The 20838-nt window shown below is 72.3% G+C and carries 24 protein-coding genes and 1 pseudogene; 6 read left to right on the forward strand and 19 right to left on the reverse strand.

Going from position 1 to position 20838, the window contains the following annotated elements; all coding sequences use genetic code 11:
* From KBA23_RS10250 to KBA23_RS10285, 8 genes are all read right to left on the reverse strand, one after another.
* Positions 1-3009, reverse strand: a 3009-nt coding sequence (locus KBA23_RS10250; protein ID WP_290740316.1) for a glycoside hydrolase/phage tail family protein, incomplete at its 3' end; no start/stop codon positions are given.
* A gap of 3 nt (positions 3010-3012) precedes the next feature.
* A complete protein-coding gene (locus KBA23_RS10255; RefSeq protein WP_290740319.1) occupies positions 3013-3450 on the reverse strand; it encodes an NlpC/P60 family protein in 438 nt (145 codons plus the stop codon).
* The gene (locus tag KBA23_RS10260) at positions 3447-4331 is read right to left on the reverse strand and encodes a DUF2163 domain-containing protein (RefSeq protein ID WP_290740322.1); all 885 of its coding nucleotides are present in this window, start codon (positions 4329-4331) and stop codon (positions 3447-3449) included. Before KBA23_RS10260 ends, KBA23_RS10255 begins: the two co-directional genes overlap by 4 nt.
* On the reverse strand, positions 4328-4954 hold the full coding sequence (locus KBA23_RS10265) for a DUF2460 domain-containing protein (protein WP_290740325.1): 627 nt from the start codon (positions 4952-4954) through the stop codon (positions 4328-4330). The genes KBA23_RS10260 and KBA23_RS10265 overlap by 4 nt, the downstream gene beginning before the upstream one ends.
* A 65-nt stretch (positions 4955-5019) precedes the next feature.
* Positions 5020-7176 (reverse strand): phage tail tape measure C-terminal domain-containing protein, encoded by a 2157-nt coding sequence (locus KBA23_RS10270; RefSeq protein ID WP_290740328.1) that lies wholly within the window; start codon positions 7174-7176, stop codon positions 5020-5022.
* A gap of 219 nt (positions 7177-7395) precedes the next feature.
* On the reverse strand, positions 7396-7833 hold the full coding sequence (locus tag KBA23_RS10275; RefSeq protein ID WP_290740331.1) for a hypothetical protein: 438 nt from the start codon (positions 7831-7833) through the stop codon (positions 7396-7398).
* 2 nt (positions 7834-7835) lie between these two features.
* Positions 7836-8774, reverse strand: a complete 939-nt coding sequence (locus KBA23_RS10280; protein WP_290740334.1) for a phage tail tube protein — start codon at positions 8772-8774, stop codon at positions 7836-7838.
* Positions 8775-8799: 25 nt separating this feature from the next.
* Positions 8800-9222 (reverse strand): acyl-CoA transferase, encoded by a 423-nt coding sequence (locus KBA23_RS10285; protein ID WP_290740337.1) that lies wholly within the window; start codon positions 9220-9222, stop codon positions 8800-8802.
* Positions 9223-9283: 61 nt separating this feature from the next.
* On the opposite strand from KBA23_RS10285, the gene KBA23_RS10290 reads away from it, so the two are divergent.
* Positions 9284-9637, forward strand: a complete 354-nt coding sequence (locus KBA23_RS10290; protein ID WP_290740340.1) for a type II toxin-antitoxin system RelE/ParE family toxin — start codon at positions 9284-9286, stop codon at positions 9635-9637.
* Positions 9638-9642: 5 nt separating this feature from the next.
* Positions 9643-10011, forward strand: a complete 369-nt coding sequence (locus tag KBA23_RS10295) for a helix-turn-helix transcriptional regulator (RefSeq protein ID WP_290740343.1) — start codon at positions 9643-9645, stop codon at positions 10009-10011.
* 1 nt (position 10012) lies between these two features.
* Here KBA23_RS10295 and KBA23_RS10300 read toward each other — a convergent pair whose 3' ends face one another.
* From KBA23_RS10300 to KBA23_RS10340, 9 genes are all read right to left on the reverse strand, one after another.
* A complete protein-coding gene (locus KBA23_RS10300; protein ID WP_290740346.1) occupies positions 10013-10639 on the reverse strand; it encodes a DUF6441 family protein in 627 nt (208 codons plus the stop codon).
* Complete coding sequence (locus tag KBA23_RS10305; RefSeq protein WP_290740349.1) at positions 10636-10947, reverse strand: hypothetical protein; 312 nt, start codon at positions 10945-10947, stop codon at positions 10636-10638. Before KBA23_RS10305 ends, KBA23_RS10300 begins: the two co-directional genes overlap by 4 nt.
* Positions 10947-11969 (reverse strand): major capsid protein, encoded by a 1023-nt coding sequence (locus tag KBA23_RS10310; RefSeq protein WP_290740351.1) that lies wholly within the window; start codon positions 11967-11969, stop codon positions 10947-10949. The genes KBA23_RS10305 and KBA23_RS10310 overlap by 1 nt, the downstream gene beginning before the upstream one ends.
* A gap of 83 nt (positions 11970-12052) precedes the next feature.
* Entirely contained in the window at positions 12053-12442 is a 390-nt protein-coding gene (locus KBA23_RS10315) for a head decoration protein (RefSeq protein ID WP_290740353.1), read from the reverse strand.
* A gap of 18 nt (positions 12443-12460) precedes the next feature.
* Positions 12461-13792 (reverse strand): S49 family peptidase, encoded by a 1332-nt coding sequence (locus tag KBA23_RS10320; RefSeq protein ID WP_290740355.1) that lies wholly within the window; start codon positions 13790-13792, stop codon positions 12461-12463.
* Positions 13789-15288 carry a phage portal protein gene (locus KBA23_RS10325; RefSeq protein ID WP_290740357.1) on the reverse strand — a complete coding sequence of 500 codons (1500 nt, stop codon included), beginning with the start codon at positions 15286-15288 and terminating at the stop codon, positions 13789-13791. The genes KBA23_RS10320 and KBA23_RS10325 overlap by 4 nt, the downstream gene beginning before the upstream one ends.
* 3 nt (positions 15289-15291) lie before the next feature.
* Positions 15292-15504 carry a hypothetical protein gene (locus KBA23_RS10330; protein ID WP_290740359.1) on the reverse strand — a complete coding sequence of 71 codons (213 nt, stop codon included), beginning with the start codon at positions 15502-15504 and terminating at the stop codon, positions 15292-15294.
* Between the two features lie 12 nt (positions 15505-15516).
* The gene (locus KBA23_RS10335; protein ID WP_290740362.1) at positions 15517-17544 is read right to left on the reverse strand and encodes a phage terminase large subunit family protein; all 2028 of its coding nucleotides are present in this window, start codon (positions 17542-17544) and stop codon (positions 15517-15519) included.
* Positions 17492-18097 carry a hypothetical protein gene (locus KBA23_RS10340; RefSeq protein ID WP_290740365.1) on the reverse strand — a complete coding sequence of 202 codons (606 nt, stop codon included), beginning with the start codon at positions 18095-18097 and terminating at the stop codon, positions 17492-17494. The genes KBA23_RS10335 and KBA23_RS10340 overlap by 53 nt, the downstream gene beginning before the upstream one ends.
* A gap of 100 nt (positions 18098-18197) precedes the next feature.
* Here KBA23_RS10340 and KBA23_RS10345 point away from each other — a divergent pair, with 100 nt between their 5' ends.
* The 4 genes from KBA23_RS10345 (at position 18198) to KBA23_RS10360 (ending at position 19827) form a co-directional block, all read left to right on the forward strand.
* Entirely contained in the window at positions 18198-18578 is a 381-nt protein-coding gene (locus tag KBA23_RS10345) for a hypothetical protein (protein WP_290740368.1), read from the forward strand.
* A 102-nt stretch (positions 18579-18680) separates the two neighbouring features.
* Positions 18681-19358 carry a DUF3489 domain-containing protein gene (locus tag KBA23_RS10350; RefSeq protein WP_290740371.1) on the forward strand — a complete coding sequence of 226 codons (678 nt, stop codon included), beginning with the start codon at positions 18681-18683 and terminating at the stop codon, positions 19356-19358.
* On the forward strand, positions 19355-19558 hold the full coding sequence (locus tag KBA23_RS10355; protein ID WP_290740374.1) for a hypothetical protein: 204 nt from the start codon (positions 19355-19357) through the stop codon (positions 19556-19558). The genes KBA23_RS10350 and KBA23_RS10355 overlap by 4 nt, the downstream gene beginning before the upstream one ends.
* 2 nt (positions 19559-19560) lie before the next feature.
* A complete protein-coding gene (locus KBA23_RS10360; RefSeq protein WP_290740376.1) occupies positions 19561-19827 on the forward strand; it encodes a hypothetical protein in 267 nt (88 codons plus the stop codon).
* 49 nt (positions 19828-19876) lie between these two features.
* Here KBA23_RS10360 and KBA23_RS10365 read toward each other — a convergent pair whose 3' ends face one another.
* Together KBA23_RS10365 and KBA23_RS10370 are read right to left on the reverse strand one after the other, a co-directional pair.
* The gene (locus tag KBA23_RS10365; protein WP_290740379.1) at positions 19877-20473 is read right to left on the reverse strand and encodes a hypothetical protein; all 597 of its coding nucleotides are present in this window, start codon (positions 20471-20473) and stop codon (positions 19877-19879) included.
* Positions 20474-20480: 7 nt separating this feature from the next.
* Positions 20481-20838 (reverse strand): annotated as a pseudogene (locus KBA23_RS10370) (DNA methylase); the annotation flags it as partial.

Below are 20838 nucleotides of genomic sequence, written 5' to 3' on the forward strand. Positions count from 1 at the left end.
GACCACCGGGCGCGACACCCGCGGGCTGCGGTCCGAGCCCGGCGCGAGGCCGTAGGCGCTGGCGTCGGTGCGCACCGCCTCGATCGCCCGCACGCCGGCGTCGGCGACGCTGGTCAGCCGTAGCGCGGCGAGCCGGCCGTCGTGGTCGAGCCGCACCACGTCGCCCGGATCGAACGCGAGGTGCGCCGGCGGCAGCCGGAACGACGCCGTCTCCCTGCCGACCCACTCCTCGAAGAGCGCCCGGCGGCAGCGACGCTCGGCGTCGCCCGCGGGCGTGGCGATGGCGAAGGTCTCCGAGGTGACGCGCAAGGCCGCTCCGGTCGCGCGGCGCGCCTCGACGCTCATCGCGTCGTACTCCTCGTCGCACCGCACCATCTGCCACTTCAGCGCCTGCGGCAGCTCGGTCTCCTGCGCGCGCACAAGTTCCAGCGTCTCGGTGTCGGCGTTGTCGCCCACGGCGAGGTCGTCCAGCGTCAGCGTCTCCACCGGCCGGCGGTCGCGCGGCTGGAAGCGGATGACGCCCTCGCTCTCGACGGCGTCGAAGCCGAAGTGCCGCGCCAGCGGCGCGATCGAGGCGCGCGGGCTCTCGATGGCGGTGACGAGGTACCCGTGCACGACGTCGGCGAGCGCCGAGGCATCGATCTGATCGTCCGCCAGCCCGGCGCGGCGGCAGAGCTCGCGCACGAGGCTGCCGAGTGAGACCGAGCCGAGCCGGCCGTTCAGCCAGTGCCCGAGCCGCCAGTTGTCGGCATCGGTCCAGACGTCGCTCCGCGCCGGGAACGCCGGATAGGGGCGCGCGTCCCAGGTCCAGGCGGCGGTCTCGGAGGTGGCGACCATCCGGCCCGCATAGACGCCGGACATCGGATTGTTCGCCGGCTCCGCCCAGTAGCCGAGCGTCGCCTCGAGGAAGCGCCGCTGCACCGCGTCGTCGCGCCGACCGCGGGAGAAGTAGGGCAGGAAGCTCTCGGCCGACTTCGGGTCGTAGAAGACGTTCGGCTGGTTCGGGCCGCGGTCGACCGCCGGGCAGCCGATCTCGGTGAAGCGGAGCGGCTTGCTCTCCGGCACCCACGCGGTGGGCGTGGCGCTCTCCACGCCGCCCGGCCGGTTGCGGTGCGGGTTCGACCACCAGTTCGACAAGTCCTTGTAGCGGAACACCCATGGCTTGCCGGCGGCGTCGTCGGTGATCGGGGTACGCACCTGGTTCTCGCGGTCCGCCGGGCTCGCGTAGAACCAGTCGAAGCCCTCGCCGCCCTCGACGTTGCCGCGCAGGTAGGCGAGGTCGGTGATCGCCCCGACGCTCGCCGCGTCGAGATGATCGAGCCCGTCGCGCCAGTCGGCGAGAGGCATGTAATTGTCGACGCCGACGAAATCGATGTTCGCGTTCGCCCAGAGCGGGTCGAGGTGGAAGAAGACGTCGCCCGAGCCGTCTTGCGGGTGATGCCCGAAGTACTCCGACCAGTCGGCGGCGTAGCTGAGCTTCGTCCCGGCCCCGAGGGCCGCGCGCACGTCGGCCGCGAGATCGACCAGCTCGGTGACCGCCGGATAGGTCGATGCGCCAGACCGGACTTGCGTGATACCGCGCAGCTCGGAGCCGATCAGGAAGGCGTCGACCCCGCCGGCGGCGGCGCAGAGCTGCGCGTAGTGCAGGATCATCCGCCGCAGGCCCCACTCGCCGGCGGCGCCCGTCCAGGACACCGTCTCGCCCGCGATGGCGAAGTCGGACGGCGTGGCGGACCCGAAGAACGCCGCGACCTGGCTCCCCGCGGCCGCGGTCTTGTCGAGGCTGCCGGTGAAGCCTGCGGCCGGCGAGCAGGTGATCCGCCCTCGCCAGGGATAGGCCGGCTGGCCGGTCCCTGATGCGTTGTCCGAGTACGGGTCCGGCAGGGTGTTGTCGGTGGGCACGTCCATCAGGATGAACGGATAGAAGGTGACCCGGAAGCCGCGCACCTTCAGCTCGCGGATCGCCTGCACCACGGCGCTGTCGGACGGCGTGCCGCCGTAGGCGGGACGCCCCTGGTCGTCGCGGCTGACGAGGTGCGCGGCGGCGCGGGCGACGCCATCGACCTGCCAGTTTTCCGGCGTGGTCGACTTCGCGCTCACTTCGACGCCCGGGCGGATGCGGCAGTGGCCGGCGCGCAGGTCGTCGCCGAACCAGGCGACCACCAGCGAAACCGACTCGACGTTCGGCGCGCAGGCCTCCAGCCGATCGAGCGCCACCACGAGATCGGTGGCATGCGCCTCGGCGTTGACGTTCTCGGCGGAGGTCGCGCCGTCGCCATCCTCGCGGCGCACGACCTCGGTCGCATAGGCGAACTCGCCCGAGGCCGGAATCAGCGTGACCGCGTGCACCAGGCTCTCGGCCGACTCGCCGTCGAGGATCGGACGGAACACCTCGAAGGAGAGCTGCGGCAGCCGGTTGCCGAAGCGCTCGAGCGGCAGCTCCTCGAAGACGACGTAAGCCGTGCCGCGGTAGGCCGGGGTGTTCGTCACCCCCATCTTTGTGGCGATGAACGGATCGGGCTCCTGAGCCTCGCCCCCGAGGTGGACGCGCATCGTGACGCCGTCGCGACTCAGGATCTTGCCGTCGGCCCAGATGCGGCCGATGCCGGTGATCGGTCCCTCGCAGAGCGCGACCGCAAGGCTCGCGAAGTAGAAGTACTCGGTCACCTCGGTTCCGCCTCCGCCGCCGCCCTTGCCGCCGCCCTGTTCTGTGGTGCGGCTCTCCTCGCGGAAGTCGGTCGCCCAGATGATGTTGCCGCCGGTGCGCATGGCGCCGTAGACGCGGGGAATGATCGCCCCCTCGGTCGAGGCGGTGATCTGCAGGGTGTCGAGCCGCTGGCCGGCGATGCGCTGGGTCGGCGTCATCGAGGCGACGAGCCAGGAATCGATCGCAGCACCCGCGAGCGAGCCGATCGCGCCGCCGATCGTCGCCGCGCTGACGCCGAGCACGGCTCCACCGACCGCGCCACCGATGGCGGTGCCGGCGGCAGCGAGGATGATGGAGGCCATGGGTCAGCTCGCGCTGGGGAACAGGAAGGCGAAGGCGACGCGGCGACGCCAGCCGGCATCGAGCGGGACCTCGACCACGCCGGTGCGCTCGTAGGCATGAACGAAGCGATCGGGGGCGGTGACGATGCCGCAGTGCTTGGCGACCGCGCCGGTGCGCATGCGGAACAGGAGGAGCGTACCGGGCGCGCGGTCGGTGACCGGGACCTCCGGCATCACTCCACGCGCCGCCTCGGCCAGCGGCTCGCGCGAGCCGGTCTCGCCCCAGTCGCGGCTGTAGGCTGGCAGGGACAGCGGCTCGTCGCCCACGACCTCGCGCCAGACGCCGCGGACCAGCCCGAGGCAGTCGCAGCCGACGCCTCTGAGGCTCGCCTGGTCGTGGTAGGGCGTGCCGAGCCAGCCGCGCGCGGCGGCGATCACCCGCTCGGGGTTGGCCGGGATCACAACACCTCTCCCGCGTTCGTGTCGCCGCGGTTCGGGTAGCGGATCACCGTGTCCTGGCCGGGGATGTGCGGGAAGCCGCGGAAGTTCACGCCATTGGCGAAGCGGTCGCGGCAGGTCTCCAGCCGCTTGTCGCAGCCGGCGCGGACGATGAAATCGTCGCCCAAGGCGATCGGTCGCACCGCCGCTTCGAGCAACGCGATCGTTCGTTGACCGGAACTCACGGTGTGGCTCGCGACCTCGGCGATCCGCCCGGCGTTCGGGCCGCTCGTCCAGGTCAGCCGGCCGAGCGTGAACCAGGCCGCCGCGAAGCCAGCGAGCCCCGACGTCGTGAAGCTGCGGTCGCCGGTCAGAGTAACCACCGCGCCGGTCCCCTTGAAGGCCGGAGCCTCGAGGTCGACGCCGCAGCGGGCGTCGCCGAGCTCGGCGTCGCAGGCGTGCTGGAAGGTGCGCCCGACGGTCTGGTTCAGCACGTGCGCGAGCGAGCGCACCTCGGCGACGAAGGCGAGCCGGCCGCGGCGGACCTGGCCGATGGCGCCGCGGCGCATCAGCACCCGCTGCGAGACGGCGCTCCAGTTCACCCGCCAGACCTCGACCGCGGCGTTGTCCCAGCGGCCGTCGAGGATGTCAGTCTCGGTGATGGTATCCGAGGTCAGCACCCCCTCGGCATCCTGCGCATCGACGGCGAGGTCAGTGCCGCTGCGGATCTCCGAGGCGGCGAAGCCGGACTCGGGCTCATAGGTGACGCCACCGAAGTCGAGCGACCGGTCGTGATCGGTGAAGCCGAAGACGACGCCGTCCGACCGCTCGATACGCCAGCACCAGGCCAGCGTGGTTGTGCCGCTGTCGAGGTGCGCCTGGAATGCGGGCGAAAGCGATTTCATCGCCGCACCTCGACGAGCGGGATCGAGGCGATCGACCCGAGCCGGTCGAGGTCCCAGGTGACGTCGAGCCGGTCGGTGTCAAAGCGGACGGGGACGTCGAACCCGAAGCCGGCGGTGACGAGCACGCCGGCGCCGGGCGCGGTCGCGAAGCTGACGCCGCCGGTCGTCGCATCCACCGTCCAGCCGGAGGCCTGCTCGACGCCGGCGAGCGCCACCCGCACGCTACCGGCGACCGGCTTGACGATCCGCCGAACCCACGCCTGCGCCCCGCTCTCGTAGCGCTTCACCAGCTGGAAGGCCGTCGTCGTGCCGTCGCCGGTGCCGAGCGCCTGGTCGATCGGGGTGACCGGCGCCGACGGCATGCCCGACTTGAAGTCGCCCCAGTCCTTCCAGCGGAAGCCGTGCAACCGGGCGTTCCGCGCCTCGAAGAAGGCGACGACCGCGGCGAGGTCGTCGGCGCGGCGGATGCCGTAGGCGGCGTCGTAGCGCCGGCGCGAGTCGGCCCAGGAGGCGTTGCGCTCCTCGTCGCCGGAGGCGAGCTCGACGACCTGCGTCCGGCGCTCCGGGCCGCCGCGGGCGCCGCGGCTGATGTCGTCCGGAAACCGAACCTCGTGGAAGGCCATGGATCAGATTCTTTCCTTGGTCGTGCTTCTTGTCCGAAAGCCGGGCGCCACCTTTCGGGAAGCACTCACATGCCCCTGCGCCCGAATGCCACCGTCCGGGCGATATCGCTCGCCACCTGGGTGCGCGAGCGGCGGAAGCTCTCGGCGTCGGTCGTCATGATGTTGACGGTGACGCCGCCGTCGGCCCGCGACCGGTCGAAGGCCCGGGTCTCGGCCCGGCTCAGCACTCGCTCGCCCTTCTGCAGGATCGCCGGGACCTCGTCCGGGCGCAGACCGGCGACGCCGCCGCCATGCAGCCGTGGCGCACCGGCGAGGGCGAGCGCCGGCACGAGCCGCTGTGGCGCGGGCGCGCCGACCACGCCGCCCGCGTGCAGCACGCCGGCGAAGGCCGAACCGAGGCTGCCGAGGATACCGCCGAGCGCATTGGCGATCGGCCCGAGCACGAAGCGGCGGACGGAGACCTTCGCGAGATCGGCGAGGACCGAGGTGACGAGATCGCGCATGCCGAGCTTGCCGGTTTTCACGAACTCCCCGACCGCGTCCTCGGCGCCGCGGAAGCCGCTGACCAGCGCATCGCCGATGCCCTGGCCGGTTTCCTTCGCCTTGGTCGCATAGTCCCGCACCGCATCGGTCGCCAGCTGCCAGCCGGACTTCGCTGCCTCGGGTGCTTCCGCGACCTCCGGCGTCACAGCCGCGCTGGCGCCGCCGGCCTTGCCGACCGCGTCGCCGAATTCATCCGCCGCGACCGTCGCGCCGCCGAGCGCCGTCTCGGCATCCTCGGCCGAGCCCTTCACCGCGTCGCGCAGCGCCTGCAGCGAGGCAAGCGGCGCCGTCGCTGCGCCGGCGGCTGCTGCGGCGGAAGCGGCGAGGCCGTCCGCCCGCGCGCTGGCCTCGCCGGCAGCGGCCGAGGTCTCGTAGAAGGCCGAGCCCGCGCGGATTGCCGCCTCGCTCAAGGTGAGCATGGTGCTCTCCATGCCGGGCACGCCGTCGAGGCCACGGGTCGCGGCATGCAGGAAGTCGGCCCAGCTCCTCTGGATGCCGGAGAGCGCGATCAGCCAGCCGGCCTCGATCGTCGCCCAGACCGACTGCAGCGACAGCGCCAGCGAGCGCCCGCCGAGCTTGATCCGCTCCCAGACCTCGGCCGCGACGTCGCCGAGCAGCGACATCGCCTCGCCGAAGCCGCCGGCGCCGGAGACCAGCCGTCCGAACTGGTAGACCAGTTCACCGGCGCCGACGATCACCGCCCCGATGCCGGTGCGGATCAGCGCCCCGCGCAGCACGACGAGTGCCGTCGCGAGCCCGCGCACCGAGACGGCGGCGACCACCATCCCGGCGACCCAGCGGCCCGCCATGATCCCGGCGAAGGTCGCGGCGTAGGCGGCGAGCCGACCGATGTTGTCGAAGAGCCCGCGGATCGCGATCCCGAGCGGGCCGGTGGTGCGGGCCATCGCCGCCATGGCATTCGCCACCGCTTGCAGCGCCGGGGCGGCGGCGACGGCGAGCTGGTTCGAGAGCCCGCGCCAGATCAGCCCGAGCCGGGAGATCGCGGCGTTGGCGCGCTCGATGCGGTCGGCGTCCGCCTCGGAGACGACAACGCCGAAATCGCGCACGTCCTGGGTCGCCTGGCGCAGCGTCGCGGTGTCGAGCCGCGCCATGGCGATCGAGCCTTCCTCGCCGAAGAGCTGGCCGGCGACCGCGGCACGCTCGGCCACGGGCACGAAATCGGCGATCGCCGCGTTGATCCGGCCGACCCGCTCGTCGAGCGGCAGGGCGAGCAGCTCGGAGGCCGAGAGCCCGAGCCGGGCGAGCGCCTCGGCGACCGGCCCGGCGCCGGAGGCCGCCTGGCTCAGCCGCCGGGTCAGGTCCTTGGTTGCCTGCTCGATGCCCGCCATGGCGACGCCGGCCAACTCGCCCGCGCGTTCGAGCACCTGGATGCTCGCCACCGTGGTGCCGAGCGACTGCGCGAGCTTCGCCTGAGCATCGACCGTCGCGAGCCCGGATCGGACCATCGCGATGCCGGCGGCGGCCGCGGCTGCAACTGCGGCGGCAGTCGCGACCTTCACCCGTCGCGAAAAAGCGGCGAGCCGGGTGTTGGCGGCCTCCATCTCGCGGCCGAGCCGGCCGAAGCCACGGTTGCCGGCCTCGCCGACGCCTTCGAGCTCGGCCCGGACCTCGCGGCCGCCAACGACCGCCAGCCGGACGGATACGCGCTTCTCGGCCATCTCAATCTCCGACTTGCTCGTTGAGCCGGCGCACAATCACCGCCTCGATCTCCGGCAGCAGCTCGGCCGCCGCGAGAGCCGGCACCCCGAGCGCGGCGGCGAGCGCCAGCGCTGCACCCATGTCCCAGCCGATCACCGCGCCGGGGATGACGCGGAGCTGGCCGCCGAGACGGCCGACGAGGTCCCAGACCTGCCAGCCCTCGAACGTCTCCGGTCGGTTCAGCCGCGCCGGGCAGTCCGGGCACGCTTGCGCGCAGGCCGCGCAGTAGCGGTCGCCCCCGCCGAAGTGCCAGCCGGCGAGGGCGCGGAGACGTTTTTTTCCGCATCCAGCAGCAGGCCCTTCGAGACGTAGACCGCCTGGAATGCCTCGAACATCGGCCAGACCTCGAGCAGCGCGTCGATGGCCGGAGGCATCACCGGCACCGGATTGCCGTCGGCGTCGCCGACGCCGTCCCATTCGGTCACCGCCCTCCGGGCTATCGCCTTGGCGAAGGCCAGCGCCCGCTCCTCGTCGGAGGCGGAGTCTGGCAGCACCTCGACCGCCGGATCGCTGCGCGCGGCCACCATCAGCGCGGTGGTGAGGGGTGCTGTGCACAGGCGCACGCCATGTCCGAGATCGAGCCAGCGCGGCTCGGAGGTCAGGTCGAGTCGAAGCATGATCAGTAATCCGCGATGTTGTTGACGAAGGTGGCGGTGCACATGCGCCCTAAGATGGTGTCCCGGGCCGCCTGCCAGTCGAAGGTCGCCTGCACCCCCTGCGGGCCGGAGATCTCGATCCGCGGCCGCGGCAGGTAGACCGCATGCACGGTGAAGGTGAAGCCCTCGCCCGAGGGCAGCGCGTAGGCGAACTCGAGCTCGCAGGGATCGCCGGCGATCGCCTGGTTCACCAGTACCTGATCGGCGAAGCGCACCTCGACCCGGCCGGTCAGCGCCGCGATCGACGGATCGGCGCCGTCGATCCGGCCGTCACTCCGGATGGTCTCGATGCGGTCGAGGTTGTTGGCGTAGGTGACCTCGGCCGAGACGACGTTGCCGAGCGCCGACCCGTTGCGGGTGATGCTGCCGTTGAAGTGGCCGAAGCGCTTCAGGGTCAGTTCCGCCGGCGTCCCTGCGGCGGTCGTGGTGCCGACCGTCTCGCCCTGCGCCACCAGGCGGGCGATGGCGGTCAGCAGCCCCGAGCGCTGCAGCTGCCAGCTGAGCTGGTCGAGCACGCAGCCCGAATACATGGCGTAGCGCGGCACCTCCGGCATCGCCGTCTCGATCGACAGCGACGGCAAGCTCCAGCCGCCGGAGCGGAACTCGTGGGTCCAAGGGCCGGTGCCGGTGGTGATCGCCTCGCCGAAGGCCGCCTTCAGCCAGAAGCCGAAAGACTCCGCGTCGATCGGCACCACGACGTCGCCGTCGGCGGTCACCGCGTCCTTGATCGGCGCTGTCGGGTCGCGGCCGTAGCCGAGAAGCTCGGAGCTGATCAGCGGCTGCTCGGAGCCGAGCGTGGTGCTCGCGAACGGCATCCGCGTGAAGCCGCTCGCTGGCGGTGTGCCGTAAACCGTCTCGAACGCGAGCGCCATCTGCGCCCGCGCGCCCTGCGCGCGTGCCATGTCGGGGTCCTTTGTCTTAAAGGGATCAGGCGAGCGGATCGCCCGTGGAATAGTGGAGCACGATCGGGATGACGGCGGCCTTCAGGGTCGCCGCGCCATCGACTGCGAGATCAACAGGCCGCGGCGCCTCCGCCTCGATCCAGTCGCAGAGGCCGCCCAGCGTTCGGTCGGCCGAGAGCAACGTGCCGACCCCGGCGGCCAGGCTGTCGAAAGCCGCGTCGCGGCCCGTGCCGGCCTGGACGATCGCCTCGACCTCGGCGCGGTGTTGGTAGTGGTAGCGGAGCGGCGAGAGCGTCACCGCAGGCTCGCCGGGGTCGCCGTCGCGCAGGATCAGCAGGCCGTCGGCCGGCACCCGCTCTGGCAAAACTTCGCCGCGCAGGACCGGCGCGGGCTGGGTCTGCAGCAGCGTGTGCAGCGCCAACAGGATGGTTTCGCGGGTGGTGGACATGGCAGCGTTCTTGCCAAATTAGTGCTTCAAGGCTATATAGCCTCCAGAGCATGAGGACCGAATGCCCTGGACCGTTTCCTTCGCCGACGAGTTCGAGCCGGAGTTCGACGAACTCGACGAGGAGGTTCAGGACGCGATCCTCACGCGCGCGTTACTGCTCGAGCGCGAGGGGCCCTCGCTCGGACGTCCACATGCCGACACCCTGACCGGGTCGAAGCATGCGAACATGAAGGAGTTGCGCTGCACCGACGCCGGTGGCGTCTGGCGCATCGCCTTCGCATTCGATCCCGACCGGCAGGCGATCCTGCTTGTCGGCGGGGACAAGTCGGGTGGCAGCGAGAAGCGCTTCTACAAGCAGCTGATCGCCCGGGCCGATGAACGGTTCGATCGCCATCTGGCCAAACGGAAAGGATGACGACCATGGCACGCAGCCTTGAGCAGAAGCTGGGCACGCTCGATCCGGGTCGCCGCGCGCGCATCGAGGCCGAGGCCGATCGTCTGCACACCGAGTACCTGACGCTGCAGGAACTGCGGAAAGCGCGCGATCTGACGCAGGTGCAGCTGGCCGAGACGCTCGGCATTCAGCAGGCGACCGTCGCCAAGTATGAGCGCCAGGGCGATCTCCTGCTTTCCACCCTCACCAGCTACGTCCGCGCCATGGGGGGCTCGCTGAAGCTCATCGTCGAGTTTCCGGGCAAGGCCCCCGTCGCGCTCGAAGGCCTGGGCGAGATCGACGAGCCCCGCCGCCGTCGCCGCAGCGAAGGCGGACGGGCCGCAGCCCGGACCTGAGCTATCTGGTCTCCACCCAGTTTGCGACAATCAGTCCCGGCACCGCGTCGTGGGCCCGCTCGGCGTCCCGGGCGAGGTCGAGACGCTTCGGCAGCTTCACCTGCGGCACCAACAGGAAGATCGGCGCGGTGACCTGCCCGCGCCCGGTCTTCGAGCGCGACGCCACCGCCTGACCCTTGGTGTTCAACCGTCCCTCGGCCACCAGCAGGCTCGGGCCGGTCCGCCGATAGACGAAGCGCAGCCGCATCCCGGTTTTCCGCTCCCAGCCGCCCGGGGTGACGCGCCGGCCGCCGAGCGTCTTGCCGGCGGCCGGCGTCGGGATCGCCAGCCACAGCCCGCTCTTCGAGCGGATCAGCGGCCCGGCATCGTGTGCGCCCACGATGACCGGCGCCTTCGACCAGACCAGCGCCGCGGCGTTCAGGCTGGCACCGGCCTCCGGGAAGACCTCGCACCGGATCGAGTTGGCGAGCCGGGCTCCGAGCCCGGCGCCGGTGATCTGCCCGCGCCAGGCGAGCTTCAGGTCGGTGCCCGCCTCGCGCATCGCGGCGGACACCGCCCGCTCGCCGGCCGCGATATCCGCCGCCATCAGCGCCACGAGGTCGGGCTTGACGTCGAGCTTCAGCTTCACGCGGGCCTCGCATCGAGCGTCCAGACCAGCCGCTCGCCATCGCGCACGGGCTCGCCCTGGACGACGAAGGCCTCGTCCCCGAGCACCAGCCGGTCGCCCGGGCGCGGCGTCGGGACCTCGCTCACCCGCAGATCGAAGCGCGCGGCCTCCGACCAGAGCCGCGCCTCACCGAAGCTGGTGATCGAGTCGGCGCGGCGCGCGATGACGCGGACGGGGAACGAGCCCCCGAGCGCCGGTTGGTACGTCGCCTCGCGGCCGAGGTTCGGGTCGGTGAAGAGCGCGTCGATTGCCGCGGCGAACACGCTCATCAGTTGCTGGTGTGCAGCCGGACCGCGAGGCGCGGCCGCTTGTTGACCGGCAGGATCGAGGCCTCGGTCTTCACCTCGATGGCGCTGCCGTCCGGCCGGGCGATCTGGCGGGCGTAGATCGGCAGGCCCATGGTGTTGACGGTCTCGATCAGGTTCGCCGGCGCCCCGTAGGTGACGAAGGTGTCGAGCGTCCCGAGCGGGAAGGCGATGCCCTCGCCGGCCGGGACCAGCGTCTCGGTCGCCCCGGTCGCGAGCGTCACGGTGGCGTCGTACTCCTCGAAGACGATGCCACCGAACGGGAAGCGCCGGCGGGTGTCCTCGCGCAGCGGCTGCGCCCCGGTCGAGGAGAAGTAGCGGTAGGCCTCCTCGACCTTGGCATGCCCGATCAGCTTGTCGAAGAACTCCGGGGAGACCAGCGCCAGCACCCCGGTCATGGTCTCGCCCTTGAGCTCGGTCTCGACCTTCCTGAGCACGTCGCGGATCTTCGCCTGCACGCTGGTGGTCGCGGTGCCGAGAACGAAGTCGACGGCGAGCTGCGCCAGGGCGAACTCGGCGAAGTAGTCGTAGAGGGTGCTGCCGGCGCCGTCCTTGACGATGCCGCGGAGCGCGTTCACCTCCATGTACTCGCGGGTCTGGGCGTGCTTCACCCGCATCCGGGTGAGCTTCCTCTCCATCACCGTGGCGAGCGGGTCGGCGGCGTCGGCGACGCCGAAGCCGCGCACGCCCTGGACGTCCTGTGGCGTCACGACGTCGTCGTGCGGGATCCACGGCACGGTGAACGAGCGCATCGAGCGCGCGTCGCGGTTGGCGACGGTCGCCGGCCCGCCGAGCGGCACGGTGGGCAAAAGGTTCAGCACCCCCTCGGCCTGCTCGATGACGACCGAGCGCTGGGTGACGCCCTCGAAGCGGAAGAGGCCGAGCTGGCCGAGGCGGGTGTAGACGTTCGGCAGGATGTTGATGGCCTGGGTCATCTCGGCGAGCGAGTAGCCGCCGGCGTCGAAGGGGTTGAGCAACACGACCATGGGGTGGGTCTCCGGGCAAAAGGAAGGGAACTCCGAGGCGGTGGCCTCGGAGCCCCTGATGGATCGGGTCCGGCGAAGCGGGATCAGGCGGTGTCGCGCGGCACGATGCCGGCGGCGACCAGCTGGGCGTGCTTGGCCGTGATCTCCGCCGCCTGGTCGACCGAGGCGTCGAAGACGAGCGCCACCTTCGAGACGATGGCTGGGCCACGGGCGACGACGAGGCCGGTGGCGTCCGCCGCGGTGGCATCGACCGCCTCGATCAGCACGGCGACGGCGGTCTCGGCGCCCTCGTCGCCGACGACCTGCGCCGGCGGGGAGAGCCGATACTTGCCCGAGGCGGTGATCTTCCCGAGCACCGCGCCGAGCGGGTAGCTGGTGCCGGCCTTCAGCGTCACGGTCTCGCGCGTGTAGTTGGCGTTCAGCTCGTACTTCAGGAGATCGCCGAGGGTCGGCGACTGGGTCAGGACGGGCATGGGATCAACTCCTCGGGATCAGCTGCGCGGGGCCGCGGCGCGTTCACGCGCGCGGCGGACGATCGGGCTCTCGGCGCCGGGGGCCGCCGATGGCGTCGGCGCAGCGGACACCACCGCGGCGGCCTCGCTGCGCGCGGCGAGCGCCTCCAGCACCGAGCGCCGGAGCGCGTCCGCCGCGACCCCGCGCGCCATGGCGTCAGCGGCGTCGATGTCGACGCCGAGGCGTCCCGCCTGCGCCGCCACCGACGCGATCTCCGCATACTCGGCGCGCAGCCGCGCGGCGGCGGCGGGCTCTGCCGGTACCGGGGGCACCGGGAAGGCCGGAGTCGCAGCCATCGCGGTCGCCGCCGGCGTCGCGGCAGCCGTCGTGTCCGCCGGGGCGGTTGGGGCCGGTGCCTCCGGCACGGCCGGGCTCGCCGGCGAATCGGCGACGGCGGACTGCGCGGTGGTCGCGGTCGGGGTCTGGTCGGTCATGCTGGTTCCCTGCATCGGTCGGGTGGGAGTGAGCCGGGCAGCGCGGCCCGGCGACGGATCGAAGCTTGCGGCGAGATCGGCGAGGGCCTGGTCGAGCGTGCCGAGCCGGTCGGCGAAGCCGGCCGCCATGGCGCGTGGCCCGCGCCAGATCGCGGCCTCGGTGGCGCGGACGGACTCCGGCAACATACGCCGGTTGCGGGCCACGAGCGCGCAGAGCTCGGCATGCAGCGCATCGACATCGGCCTGGATCGCCGCGAACGCCCGGTCCGAGAGCGGCTCGTGGCTGTTGCCGTCTGTCTTGCGAGCGCCGGCATGGACCAGCGTCCACTTCCGGCCCGCGATCGCGTCGGCGCCGCTCGCGTCGACATGGGCGGCGACGACGCCGATCGAGCCGATCTCGGCGGTGCGCGTCACGTAGAGCCGGTCGGCGGCGCTCGCGATGGCGTAGGCCGCCGAGAGTGCCGCCTCGCTGGCGACGGCCCAGAGCGGCCTGCCCGAGCTTTCGCGGAGCGCGCCGATCCGGTCGACGAGATCGAAGAGGCCGCCGACCTCGCCGCCGGGGGAGTCGAGCTCGAGGACCACCGCCCGGGCGGACGGGTCGGTGAAGGCCGCCTCCAGCGTTCCGCCGAGCGTGCCGTAGTCGGTGGCGCCGAGCAGGCTCGTCAGCCAGTCGCCGCGGGTTAGCAGCGGGCCGAGCACCGGCACGACGGCGATGCCGTCGTCGGTCACGGCGTAGCCCGCCCTGTCCCGGTCCTCGCTCCCGATCCGGAGCATCGGGTCGCGCGCCTCCGGGGCCAGCGCGAGCAGCCCGTCGAGCGCGAAGGGCGCGAGCGCCAGCGGCCGGCCGGCGAGCCGGGCGAGCAGTGCATTGGTCATCGGCGTCCTCGATTGGCGGTCGCATCCGGAACGGCCCCGTCGGGTGGCGGCGCGTCGTCGGCCGCAGCGGCGTCGCTCGCCGCAGGATCGATCGCAGGGGCGCTGGCGAAGCTCAGACCCAGCTGCCGCTCCCGCGCCCGGTCGGCGGCGATCTCGGCGTCGACCTGCTCGACATCAAAACCGCGCTCGGCGAGCGCCTGGCTGCGGCTCTTCAGCCCGGCCTCGATCTGCTCGATCTCGGCGCGGGCGTCCTTCAGCGGATCGACCCAGTCCCACTTCGGCGGCAGCCAGGCGCAGGCGGCGTGCTCCCGCCGCCGGCGCTCGTAGTCCGGCAGATCGAGGGCGCCGGCCATCACCGCGACATCGAGCCAGCGGCCCCAGACCCGGCGGCAGACCTGCCAGACCATCACCGCGTGCTGGTAGGCCTCGACCCGGCGGCGGAACTCGAGCAGCGCCAGCCGCGAGTTCGAGTAGTTGGCGCGCACCATGTCGTTCGAGAGGTAGGCGTAGGGGATGCCGAGCGCCGCGGAGACCTGCAGCAGCGTGCGGTACTGGAACGGCTCGTAGGTGCCGCCGGAGTCGGCCGGGGCCGAGGTCTGCACCTCCTCGCCGGGCTCGAGCATCACGACCTGGCCCGGCTGCAGGTCCATGCTGCGCTCACCGCCCGCGTCACTCTCGGCGACATCGAACGGCTCGGCGGGTGCGGGCGTGGTGATGAAGAGCGCGTGCATCGCCGCGACCTTCTTCCGGTCGAGCTCGGCGTCGTCGTACTGGTCGAGCAGGAACAGCTTGACGATGCCGGGCGCGAAGCGGGAGACCCCGCGCAGTTGCCCCGCGTCGACCGGATCGACGACGTGGATCACCTCCGAGGCCGGCACCCGCACGGTCTCGCCGGCGAGCCCGGGATCGGTGACATCGCCCGGGTGGCGACGGAGGAAGTGGTAGGCGGCCCGCCGCCCGATGCGATCGAACTCGATCCCCTGCCGAACGGGGTTGCCGCCCCAGGGCTCGGTCCTGCCGAGCGGCAGCATCTCCGACGGGATCATCTGCAGCTGCAGCGGCACGCTGAGCCCGTCGCCGGGCCGGCGCGGGCGGAAGCGCAGGAACACCTCGCCGGCGATGAAGATCTCGCGCGCCACCCGGCGCTGCAGCCCGTAGAAGTCGGTGAACCCCTCGGCGTCCGCCTCGTCGGTCCAGTCGAGCCAGAGCCGCTGCACCGCGGCCTTCTGCACTGGGTCGGCGATCAGCGACGAGGGCTTGATGCCGGCGCCGACGACGTTGCCGGCCCAGCTCTCGATGGCGTTGGCGGCGTAGCCGTTGTTGCGCACCAGCCAGCGGGCGCGGGCGGTGATGTCGGCCCCGGCCGCGGCGACCAGCGTGTTGAGATGCGCGCGGCTCGGCTGGAAGTGCCGCAGCCGCCGGCTCGCCTCCCCGGCCTCGAAGCCGCCGACCAGCGCGCCGATGCGCCGCCGCCAGCGGGTGATCGCCCCGGTCATCGCTCACAGCCCCTTGCGGGCGGCAGTGCGGACGATGCGGCGGCGCGCACCCGCCTTCTCGGCGGCGATGCGCCGTTCGAGGTCGGCCAGCGCCGCCGCCATCTCGGCGTCGCTGGCGTAGCCGACCCGGCGCCCCTCGACCTCGACGGTGCGCACCCCGCGGTAGCGGGCGGCGAGCAGCGCGTCGCAATGGGCGATCATCTCGTCGAGAGTCATGGGGAAAGTCCTTCAGCCCAGATAGCTCGACCGGAACACCCGCCGGCCGCGGCTGGCGCGGCGGCGGATCAGCCCCGCCGACGGCTCCGCGGCCGCCTCTTCGGTCATGGCGCCGGTCGTCGGCGCGGCATCGTCATCAGCGCCTGCGCCCAGCTGCGCCTCGAGGTCGCGCCACCTCGCCTCGGGCCAGCGATCGGCGCCGGCGATCCAGGCGGCGGCGCGGGCGTAGACCCGGGTGTCGAGCGCCTCGTTGCGCTCGCGCATCTTCTGCCATTCGAGCCGGGCGAACCCGCGCTTCGTCTTCACCGTCACCAGCTGCTCGGCGACGAACTGCTTCAGCCACTCGGCATCCACCCAGTCCGGCAGATGCACCGTTCCCGGCGGGAACGATGCACCCGCGGCCAGCTCCTCCGCCGTCGGCCGCTCAAGGCGCAGGTGTCGATAGGTCTCGGCCTTGAAGGTCGAGACCGCAACCGTCCAGAGCCGGGCGCCGCGTCGAATGCGGCGGCCGCCTTCGGTGGCGTCGACCCAGGTCGGCCCCGAAACCGGGCTCGCCCGGTTGAAGCCCTCGACGCCCTTCACCGGCGCAACCTGCGCGAAGCCCTGTCGACGCGCCCAACCGTACACCGCCGGGGCCTCGTAGCCGGTGTCGATGGCGAGGCGGGCGATCTGCATCTCGGCACCGCGCGCGTGCGGCCAGGTGCGGGCGAGCAGCGCCGCGAGCGCGTCCCAGCTGCGGGCATGCTCCGGCCCGCCGTCGATAACGACGTGATCGACGAGCCAGCTCTCCAGCCCACGGCCCCAGGCCCAGACATCGACCTCGATGCGGTCCTTCTGCACGTCGGCGCCGGCGGTCAGGAACAGGCCGCCCCTCGGGAGGGTGCCCGCGGGCCAGCGCTCCCGCCGGTCGTAGAGCCGGCGCCAGTCCGGCGCCTCGCCGGTCTCGACCCAGGTCTCGCCGAGGATGGTGTTGCGGAAGGCGCGGATCGCCTCGTCCGAGCCTTGGGCCGCCTCCCAGCTCCGGGCGATCCGCTCCCAGCTCAGCCAGCCGACCGGCGAGTAGAGCGCCGAGAGGTGGAAGCCGATCGTCGTCGGATCGGCCGAGGTGGCGGTCGCCCGCCATTCGCCCGCTTCGAGCATTGCGGTCTTGTGGTGCTCCGCGATCGGCTGATCACAGCCCTCGCAGGCATAGGCCGCGGTCTCGGGCTTCCCCTTCTCCCAGCGCAGCCGCTCGAACTTCAGCCACTGCGACGCGCCGCAGTGCGGGCAGGCGACGAAGAAGCGCCGCTGGTCGGAGGCCTCGAACTCGCGCTCGATGCGGGAGAGCCCACGGATCGTCGGCGTCGAGACCAGGAACACCTTGCGCCGGTGGGCAAAGGTGAGCGACCGCGCCTCGGCCAGCGACACCGGGTCGCCTTCCTCATCGGCCGAGGCCGGATAGGCGTCGACCTCGTCGAGGAAGATGTAGCGCGCCGGGGTCGAGCGCAGCCCGACCGCCGAATTGGCTCCGGTCATGATCAGGATGCCCCCCGAGAACTCCTTCGACAGCATGGTGTTGCCGGCGTCGCGCGAGCGCGCCGGCTTCACCTTCGCGCGCAACTCGGCGCTCTCCTCGATCAATGGATCGATGCGCTGGCGCGAGTTCCTCTTGGCGAGCTCGACGGTCGGCTGCACCGCCAGCATCGGTCCCGGCGCCTGGTGGATCACGAAGCCAATGAACGAATTGCCACTTTCCGTGGCGCCGACCTGAGCCGCCTTCATGAACACGATGCGCTGGGCCGGGTGCCCGGGGGACAGCGCGTCCATGATCTCCTTCATGTAGGGCGTCCGCTTCGTGCGGTAGCGCCCGGGCTCGGCTGCGGCACGCGAGCTCAGCATGCGGTAGCGGTCGGCCCATTCCGAGACGGTCAAGAGCGGATCGGGCTTCAGCCCGCCGCCCCAGGCGCGCAGCAGCGCGTCCGCGCCGTCGAAGCCCAGGATCGGATCGTCACCCGAGATCGAGCCGGACCTCGGAGAGCTCGTCGAGGTGGGCTCGGACATGGGCTTCGAGAACCTTCTGCATGGCAGCGGGATCGAGAACGATCTCGTGGCCTACCGCTTCGCTGCATGAAGCCGAGAGCTCGGCGGCGATCAACGCCGCGGCCCGCGCCGGCCAGTTCACCCAGGCGTCGCGGGCCTCGCGGGCCAGCCGGAACACCAGCGCCTCGGCGCGGTCGCGGTCGACCAGCTCGCCTTTCAGCTTCGCGAGCTTCAGCCGCCGCTCCTGCGACTTCAGCACCTCGTTGGCGGTCTTCGCCTGCAGGAAGGTCGCGCCGCCCGAGGCTGGCGGCGGCAGCCCGTGCTCCCGCAGCGTATCGCCAACGGCGGAGAGCGCGGCGTTCGGCACCGGCTTCAGCTTCGGCGCGGACGACCGTTCAACTGCCGGCCGCTGCTTCGACGGGTCGGTCGTCCCGGCCCGCCGCGCGTCGGACGCCTCCGCATCGATCGAGCCGTCGGCGTGCAGCACCAGCCGTCCGGCCGTCTTCGCCTTCTGGATCGCCCCGCGCGAGAGCCCGGCGCGGGCGGCGTACTCGCGCTCGCTCATGCCCTGCATCGCGGCCTCGAAAAAGCAACAATATGATCGGCTTATCCGCTTGGATTGTCCGCCGGCCTACGCATGTGTGGTAGCAAGCAGACGCCAACCGGAGACCACGATGACCACCACGATCCTCGCCTCCCGCAACCTCGAGTGGGGCTACTGGGGCACCCTTGCCCGCATCGAGAACGACCCCGCCGCCGACCCCGCCAAGGCCTGGGCGATCGCCTCCCGCCGGATCGCGGAGGCGACCACCGCCTCGCCCGAAGGGGTCCGCGACTTCCTCGACAGCCGCCACGGCCGCCACTTCGCCGACGATGTCGCGGGCGAGCTTGCCCGGGGAGACACGCTCCGGGAAGCCGTCGACACCGCCATCGCCCGCTGGATGGGCTGGCGGATCGACCGCAGAACCAGCCGTGAGACCGGGATCCCGAAGGGGCTCCCCTACCTCACCGGCTTCGCCAACCACTACGCGACCATGGCCGAGCTTCCCTACTGATCGCAGCCCTTCCCGCCACCGCCGCGCCGCCTCACCGGCAGCGCGGCTCGGGGTGGTAGAAGGTCCGGGATGGTCCCGGCCTCGTGGCAAGGGAACATCCCGATGTCCAAGCTCTCCGACACTCAGGTCATCATTCTCTCAGCCGCGGCGCAGCGCGCCGACGGCAACGTGCTGCCGCTGCCCGGCTCGCTGCGCGGCGGCGCGGCGACCAAGGTGGTGGCCGCGCTCCTCGCCCGCGGGCTGATCCGCGAGCACGTCGTCGACAGCCCGCGCAAGGCCGACGCGGCGATGAACCGGGTCTGGCGCAACCTCCCCGAGCCGGACGGCCGCGGGGTGCTGCTCTTCATCACCGCCGCCGGGGCCGAGGCCATCGGGGTCGAGCCGGAGGCGGTCCCCTACGCGTTCAACGAGGGCACCAACTCCGCCGGCGAGCCGGCCGCGGGCGCGCCCACGGGCGCCGACACGGCGCCGGTCGAAGCGCCCGCGAAGCGTCGGGGCCGGCGGACGACGACCACGCCCACGGGCGCGGACGTCGCGCCTGCGCGCAAGACCCGCGACGGCACCAAGCAGGCGCAGCTGATCGCGATGCTCCGGCGCCCCGAGGGCGCCACCATCGCGCAGATCACCGAGGCCTTCGGCTGGGAACCACACACGGTTCGCGGGGCCTTCGCCGGGGCGCTGAAGAAGAAGCTCGGGCTCACCGTTACCTCGGAGAAGGTCGAGGGGACCCGCATCTACCGACTCACCGACGAGCCCGCGGCGCAGGAGGCGGGGCATTGAGCCCCGCCGACCGGCCCGACCCGCGGCATCGCATCCTCGGGATCGCGCTGCAGCTGGCGGCCTATCCGCCGGCGCGCAAGCACGAGCACGTCTACGAGGCACGCGTGCCGTGGCGGCTCATCACCGAGCTGCGCACCGCGCTCGATGTCGCCGGGGTCGACTGGCGCGCGGCCCGCGCGGCGCTCAGGGCGCCCGACTGACCATGCCGCGCTTCCGGGTTCACGCCTACGACGGCGAGCACCACGCCACGCTGATCGTCGCGTGCGACGGCCGGGCGCGAGCCGGCGCGGTCGCCTCCGAGTTCGTGGCCGCGATGCACCTCGGTTACTACCCGGCGGACCATTCGCAGCGCTGGCCCGAGCTCGTCCGGATCGAGACCGCGACTTCGTGGTTCGACGCCGACGAGCCGTTCCCGCCGGTCGTCGAGAGCATTGAGGCGATCGATCCCGACCCGCCCGGCGGGGCCTGATCACCGCACCGGCCACGACCGCCGCCCGCACCGGGGCGGCGGTCTCCGTTCAGGCGCCGCCCCACTGCTCGGCCATCGCCGCGGCGATGCCCGGATAGGTGCGGCTCCGGTTCCGCCAGCGGTCCGGCCCCGGCGGCTCGCGGTGCACCCGCGCCTCCCGGCCCTCGACGATCGACGTCGGCACGAGCCGCGGCAGGCCCCGGAGCCACAGGCAGGTTGCCTTGGTCTCGGGATGACCGTGCTGCCATGGCTGGATGGTCTGCGACGGCGCGGGCAGGTCGAAGAGCCGCCGGACGTGCCCGAGCATGATCGGGTTCTCGACCGCGATCCGCGGGACCGGCGCCGCGAGCATGGCGAGGAAGAACGCCGCCGCATGCCCGAGGTTGGCCCAGCGATCGCCGGCGGCGCCGTTCTCCCGGCGGCAGCCGAGGTAGAGATGCTTGGCGCCGCTGTTGGCGAGGAATGTGCACGGCGGGTGCGCGATCATCAGGTCCCAGCCCTCGTGCAGGACATCGCGCACGTCGCCGACGATGTGCGGGCCCGGCCGCTCGGAGGGCAGCAGGTCGCACGACACCGCGTCGTGGCCGCGCGCCCGGAAGGCATCACGGACCACGCCGGAGAACTCGCAGGCGACGATGATACGCATGGTCGGGTCACGCGGCCGCCGGCTTGCGCGAGCGCTTCGGGGCCGCGGCCTCCGCGTCGCGGCCCCTGGTGCCGTCGCCCAGCCGCTCGGCCTTCACCGCGGCGAAGCTGCGGCCGTCGCCGTCGAGGATGGCGTCGCGCCCGGTCTCCGCCTGCCAGCGCTCCACCGCCACGTCGACGTAGGCCGGGCTGATCTCCATCGCGAAGACGCGGCGGCCATTGGCCTCGCCCGCCATGATCTGCGAGCCCGATCCGGAGAACGGCTCGTAGCAGAGGCCGCCGCGCGCCACGTGCTGGCGCATCGGGATGGCGAAGCAGTCGAGCGGCTTCGGCGTCGGGTGGTCGGGGCGCTCCTCGCCGCTGAGG

It is taken from the genome of Amaricoccus sp., from assembly GCF_017995835.1.
Taxonomy (GTDB): Bacteria; Pseudomonadota; Alphaproteobacteria; order Rhodobacterales; family Rhodobacteraceae; genus Amaricoccus.

Bases quoted from the DNA above. Each gene is read 5' to 3' on its own strand.
- KBA23_RS10285 (WP_290740337.1), bottom strand. From the start codon at position 9,222: ATGTCCACCACCCGCGAAACCATCCTGTTGGCGCTGCACACGCTGCTG.
- KBA23_RS10315 (WP_290740353.1), bottom strand. From the start codon at position 12,442: ATGCCCGTCCTGACCCAGTCGCCGACCCTCGGCGATCTCCTGAAGTAC.
- KBA23_RS10280 (WP_290740334.1), bottom strand. From the start codon at position 8,774: ATGGCACGCGCGCAGGGCGCGCGGGCGCAGATGGCGCTCGCGTTCGAG.
- KBA23_RS10350 (WP_290740371.1), top strand. From the start codon at position 18,681: ATGTCCAAGCTCTCCGACACTCAGGTCATCATTCTCTCAGCCGCGGCG.
- KBA23_RS10270 (WP_290740328.1), bottom strand. From the start codon at position 7,176: ATGGCCGAGAAGCGCGTATCCGTCCGGCTGGCGGTCGTTGGCGGCCGC.
- KBA23_RS10290 (WP_290740340.1), top strand. From the start codon at position 9,284: ATGCCCTGGACCGTTTCCTTCGCCGACGAGTTCGAGCCGGAGTTCGAC.
- KBA23_RS10345 (WP_290740368.1), top strand. From the start codon at position 18,198: ATGACCACCACGATCCTCGCCTCCCGCAACCTCGAGTGGGGCTACTGG.
- KBA23_RS10275 (WP_290740331.1), bottom strand. From the start codon at position 7,833: ATGCTTCGACTCGACCTGACCTCCGAGCCGCGCTGGCTCGATCTCGGA.
- KBA23_RS10295 (WP_290740343.1), top strand. From the start codon at position 9,643: ATGGCACGCAGCCTTGAGCAGAAGCTGGGCACGCTCGATCCGGGTCGC.
- KBA23_RS10310 (WP_290740351.1), bottom strand. From the start codon at position 11,969: ATGGTCGTGTTGCTCAACCCCTTCGACGCCGGCGGCTACTCGCTCGCC.
- KBA23_RS10340 (WP_290740365.1), bottom strand. From the start codon at position 18,097: ATGCAGGGCATGAGCGAGCGCGAGTACGCCGCCCGCGCCGGGCTCTCG.
- KBA23_RS10365 (WP_290740379.1), bottom strand. From the start codon at position 20,473: ATGCGTATCATCGTCGCCTGCGAGTTCTCCGGCGTGGTCCGTGATGCC.
- KBA23_RS10305 (WP_290740349.1), bottom strand. From the start codon at position 10,947: ATGAGCGTGTTCGCCGCGGCAATCGACGCGCTCTTCACCGACCCGAAC.
- KBA23_RS10330 (WP_290740359.1), bottom strand. From the start codon at position 15,504: ATGACTCTCGACGAGATGATCGCCCATTGCGACGCGCTGCTCGCCGCC.
- KBA23_RS10320 (WP_290740355.1), bottom strand. From the start codon at position 13,792: ATGACCAATGCACTGCTCGCCCGGCTCGCCGGCCGGCCGCTGGCGCTC.
- KBA23_RS10265 (WP_290740325.1), bottom strand. From the start codon at position 4,954: ATGGCCTTCCACGAGGTTCGGTTTCCGGACGACATCAGCCGCGGCGCC.
- KBA23_RS10260 (WP_290740322.1), bottom strand. From the start codon at position 4,331: ATGAAATCGCTTTCGCCCGCATTCCAGGCGCACCTCGACAGCGGCACA.
- KBA23_RS10335 (WP_290740362.1), bottom strand. From the start codon at position 17,544: ATGTCCGAGCCCACCTCGACGAGCTCTCCGAGGTCCGGCTCGATCTCG.
- KBA23_RS10360 (WP_290740376.1), top strand. From the start codon at position 19,561: ATGCCGCGCTTCCGGGTTCACGCCTACGACGGCGAGCACCACGCCACG.
- KBA23_RS10325 (WP_290740357.1), bottom strand. From the start codon at position 15,288: ATGACCGGGGCGATCACCCGCTGGCGGCGGCGCATCGGCGCGCTGGTC.